The organism is Lyngbya sp. CCY1209 (genome assembly GCF_055795065.1).
The window spans coordinates 1-4,407 of the sequence record NZ_JAYFER010000226.1; the positions used below are offsets into that span (position 1 = coordinate 1).

Sequence of the window (4,407 nt, forward strand, 5' to 3'; positions counted from 1 at the left end):
CCGATCTGAATCCACAGGCAAGATGCCTGTGCTACATTTTGAATTTTGCCTCATTTTAGCCGAAACGGTCTACTACTCAAACTACTCAAACTGTCGCACCGAAGAAACCGGGTTTTTCGAGACAATTTTTCGATCCCCATGCCAAATGTTCATAAAAACCCGGTTTCTAATCCTTCGGTCCGATCGCATCAATTGCGGCTTCGAGTGCGATCGCAATATGGGTCCAGTGCGTCCCCCCCTGACAGAACACAATATAAGGTTCCCGCAGCGGTCCGTCAGCCGAAAATTCCGACGTACTCCCATCAATAAAAGTCCCCCCCGCCATCACCAACTGGCTTTCGTATCCCGGCATTTCCGCCGGCACCGGGTCTAGGTAAGATCCGATGGGGGAATATTGCTGAATTGCCCGACAGAAGGCGATCAGGCGTTCCGGCGATCGCAATTCGATCGCCTGGATCAGATCTCGCCTCGGGACCATCGGTGCGGGGTTGACCCGGTAGCCGAGTTGGTCGAAAACGGAGGCCGTCAGGTGATTTCCCTTCAGGGCTTCCCCCACCATCTGAGGGGCGAGAAATAGGCCCTGGAACAGCAATCGGTTCTGATCGAAGGTGGCCCCCCCGCTGCTGCCGATACCGGGGGCAGTGAGGCGACAGGCGGCCGCTTCGACGAGATCTGCGCGTCCGGCGACGTAGCCCCCCGCCGTCATAATAGTGCCGCCGGGATTTTTGATCAGGGAACCGGCGATCAAATCCGCCCCGACAGCCGGGGGTTCCCGGTCTTCGACGAATTCGCCATAGCAGTTATCGACGAAACAGATCGTGTCGGGATTTTGCCGTTTGACGATGCGGACGATCTTTTCGATATCGGCGATGGAAAGACTCGATCGCCACGAATATCCGCAGGAACGCTGGATCAACACCAGGCGGGTGCGGGGAGAAATGGCTGTTTCCAAGGCCGGCCAATCCAGATCTCCATCCGCAGATAAACCCAATTCGCGATAATCTATGCCAAACTCTATTAGGGAACCCTGACCGTTTCCGCGCAAACCGATCACCTCTTCGAGGGTGTCGTAGGGAGAACCGGCCACGGCCAGCATCTCATCTCCCGGGCGCAGGCAACCGAACAGGGCCGAGGCGATCGCGTGAGTTCCGGAAACGAACTGCACTCGTACCGCAGCCGCTTGGGCCCCCATAACGTCGGCAAATACGCGATCGCAAGTCTGACGACCCAGATCGTCGTGTCCGTAGCCCGAAACACCGGCAAAATGATGGGTTCCTACCCGATATCGACGGAAAGCATCCAAAACTCGACCGAGATTGTGCTTGACCTGCGCGTCAATTCCAGAAAAAATCGGGGATAGTGCCTGTTGCGCTTGATGTAGCTGCTCAGTGCTGTGTTTCATCACCTGACTCATGCTCGATGTGGGCGCTGCATATTATGACGCCAATGGGACTCGTCCGTTAATCAACCTGATATTCATGACGATTGCAACCGAAACCAAACTCAAGCCCGACTGGGTCACCATCGGCTTTATGGCATTTCTCCATATCGGCGCGCTGTTCGTGCTGCTGCCGAGTAATTTTAGCTGGGCCGCGATCGGTGTGGCCATTTTTCTGCACTGGGTCACGGGTGGCTTGGGAATTACATTGGGATTCCACCGCCTGATCACGCACCGCAGCTTTGAAACGCCCAAGTGGCTGGAATACTTTTTCGCGTTCTGCGGCTCCTTGGCTTGCCAGGGGGGGCCGATCCAGTGGGTCGGGTTGCACCGCATCCACCACCTGTACTCGGACCAACCCCTAGATCCCCACGATTCCAATAAGGGTTTCTGGTGGAGTCACATGGGCTGGATGCTCTGGGATATCCCCGCCGATTCCGATGTTCCCCGTTTCACCAAAGACATCAATCAAGATCCGGTTTACCAGTTCTTACAAAACTATTTTGTTCCGATTCAGATTGCTTTGGGTATCGTCCTCTACCTGCTCGGTGGCTGGCCGTTCGTGGTGTGGGGAATCTTTTTCCGCATCGTCGCCGTCTTCCACTGCACCTGGTTTGTCAACAGCGCCACCCACAAGTTTGGCTATGAGACCTACGATGCCAAAGACCACTCGAAAAACTGCTGGTGGGTGGCCCTCGTCACCTACGGCGAAGGCTGGCACAACAACCACCACGCTTACCAATATTCGGCCCGCCACGGCTTGAAATGGTGGGAAATTGACCTGACTTGGATGACGATCCGACTGTTGCAAATCCTGGGTTTGGCGAAAAATGTCAAACTGGTGGCGGCAGAGTGAGAAGAATTGATCATTGATCATTAATAATTAATAATTGTTAATTATTAATTGTTCATTGTCATACCTTACCGTTGCCTTGGACGACGTGTTTGAGGGTGGTGAGGGTTTCCAGGCTGATCAGTCCGCGTCGGTATCCTTTCTGATTCGACATTCCCAAAAAAATGGCATCCCCCCGGTTTTGATGGCGCGAAAATCGGGGGGATGTGTTGATGAAGGAGAGGGCGCTGTTGGCGTTTTGGGCGAATTGACGGCTTTCGCTGTAGGATTCGGTGGCGAGGCAGTTGGCGTGGTTGCTGCTGTACTGGTTCATCCAGGCGATCGCATCTTCGAGGTTTTCGACAAATCGGAACGCGACGGTTTTGCTCAGGTAGGGATTGGACCATTCGGCGAATTCGGCCAAGGTCAGTTCGGGAAAGTCCTCAACCAGTTGCCGGTCGCCGCGCAGTTCAAACCCCTCCTCCCGCAGACTGTTCCACAGCCGCACTAGGGAGGAGGTCTTTTGGTTGGGGTCGATGAGGACTTTTTCGATCGCGTTCACCGGGTCGGGTTCGCTCCGATGGCTTTCGAGGATCATCCACCGGGCTAGATCGACGTTGGCTGTGGCAGACCAGTAGAGGTAACAATTCCCCATCGCCGATTTGAGTACCGGGACGGTGGCCTGGTTGACGACCTGTTGGATGAGTTGGGGGCGTCCGTAGGGGATGACGAGATTGATGTGGCGGTCTTGGGTGACCAGGTTGGAGATGGGGTGGTCGGAGTCGGCGGGGATGGCCTCCAGACATCCCGGCGGCATCCCCACGTCTTCCAGGGCCGACTGGAGGGTTTCGGCGAGGGTCTGGTTGGAATAGTTGGCCTCGCTGCCCCCCATCAAAATCAAGCTGTTCGCCGTTTTCAGGCAAAATCCAGCCGCGATCGCCCCCAGTTCGGGAAAGGCTTCGTAAATGAGGGCGATCGTGCCCAGGGGGATGAATTGGCGGTAGCCCTGGCACTGTTCGAGTTGGTAGGGGGCGCTCATCACCCGCCCGATGGGGTCGGGGAGGTCGCCCAGCCGTTTCAGGATCTCGACGGTGGTTTCCAGGCGTTTCGGCGTCAGTTTCAGCCACTCTCCGATCAGTTCCGGAACCCCCATTTCCCGGCTGGCTTCCAGATCCAGGGTGTTGGCTTCCAGAATGTCGTTCTGTCTGCGCCGCAGGGCGTCGGCCATCACCCGCAGCGCCCGACTTCGAGCCTCTCCCGAGACTTGTGCCAGTTCGAGGCTGGCGGAGTAAGCCCGACGAACCGGATTGATGGGGGCGGGGGAAGCGCTGAAATCGTCGATGATCATTGAGCTTAACGCCTGTAAGCGAGCCAAACCATGAGTGCGGGCAACATCGCCAGCATAACGGCCACCATCGCCCAAAGCAAGATGTTGGGTCCGGGGGAGTACATCGCCAGGGGCAACCAAATCACCAGGGGCACCAGCAGCATCCCCAGGGCGAGGGGCAGGTAGTGCGATCGCAGGCCGGGGGTGGCCCGGTTCCACTGGTGGCCGGTCCACCGCCACACCTGTTTGTAGGGATAGTGGGTGGAGAGTTGTTCCAGGGAGTACCCGCTTTCGTCAACGACGAAAATTTGCTGACAGCGATCGCAGCCGAAGGCATCTGTCAGGGTAATCGGGACGAGTTTCCCCCGCCGCCGACAGGGACAGGGATACTCATCATTCAGGTCAATTTTCTGGGCTTTTGAAGATGGCACAGCCGATCGTTGTTTAAATATAAGTTGCGATATGGGGGAGGTTGAAATGAATGGCTCCTTACTGGATCATACTCACCTCTTCGGCCTTGTCAAACATCAGTTTCCCAGGGCCTCGGACACAACCCGAACGTTCTGTCCATCTTCGAGATCATAGCGACTTTCTTCAGAATTTGGCCACTCTCGAAGGAGAGAGGAAACCTGAGAAAAACCTCGGTCCGGCGATCGCGCCGGATCGGGAGCCGGATTCTGAATGGGGTTCCTTGGAGAATGGAGCCCAGCGGACTTGAACCGTCTAATTGAGCATTAGGGGTCGAGAGAGAAGTCACCTTCTCCCCCTCCCATTCAGAACCGTGCATGAGACTTTCACCTCACACGGCTC

4 protein-coding genes are annotated in these 4,407 nt (G+C 56.2%); 1 reads left to right on the forward strand and 3 read right to left on the reverse strand.

The window, feature by feature from the left end; genetic code table 11:
• Positions 1 to 166: 166 nt before the first annotated feature.
• The gene (locus AC0QHF_RS05005) at positions 167 to 1,402 is read right to left on the reverse strand and encodes a methionine gamma-lyase family protein (RefSeq protein ID WP_324703087.1); all 1,236 of its coding nucleotides are present in this window, start codon (positions 1,400 to 1,402) and stop codon (positions 167 to 169) included.
• Positions 1,403 to 1,478: 76 nt separating this feature from the next.
• Between AC0QHF_RS05005 and AC0QHF_RS05010 the strand changes: the two genes are divergently transcribed.
• The gene (locus tag AC0QHF_RS05010; protein ID WP_324703088.1) at positions 1,479 to 2,294 is read left to right on the forward strand and encodes an acyl-CoA desaturase; all 816 of its coding nucleotides are present in this window, start codon (positions 1,479 to 1,481) and stop codon (positions 2,292 to 2,294) included.
• Between the two features lie 58 nt (positions 2,295 to 2,352).
• On the opposite strand, the gene AC0QHF_RS05015 is transcribed toward AC0QHF_RS05010, so the two are convergent.
• Together AC0QHF_RS05015 and AC0QHF_RS05020 are read right to left on the reverse strand one after the other, a co-directional pair.
• Complete coding sequence (locus AC0QHF_RS05015) at positions 2,353 to 3,618, reverse strand: glutamate-5-semialdehyde dehydrogenase (RefSeq protein ID WP_324703089.1); 1,266 nt, start codon at positions 3,616 to 3,618, stop codon at positions 2,353 to 2,355.
• 5 nt (positions 3,619 to 3,623) lie between these two features.
• Complete coding sequence (locus tag AC0QHF_RS05020; RefSeq protein ID WP_324703090.1) at positions 3,624 to 4,028, reverse strand: hypothetical protein; 405 nt, start codon at positions 4,026 to 4,028, stop codon at positions 3,624 to 3,626.
• Between the last annotated feature and the right edge of the window lie 379 nt (positions 4,029 to 4,407).

Bases quoted from the DNA above. Each gene is read 5' to 3' on its own strand.
- AC0QHF_RS05015 (WP_324703089.1), bottom strand. From the start codon at position 3,618: ATGATCATCGACGATTTCAGCGCTTCCCCCGCCCCCATCAATCCGGTT.
- AC0QHF_RS05005 (WP_324703087.1), bottom strand. From the start codon at position 1,402: ATGAAACACAGCACTGAGCAGCTACATCAAGCGCAACAGGCACTATCC.
- AC0QHF_RS05010 (WP_324703088.1), top strand. From the start codon at position 1,479: ATGACGATTGCAACCGAAACCAAACTCAAGCCCGACTGGGTCACCATC.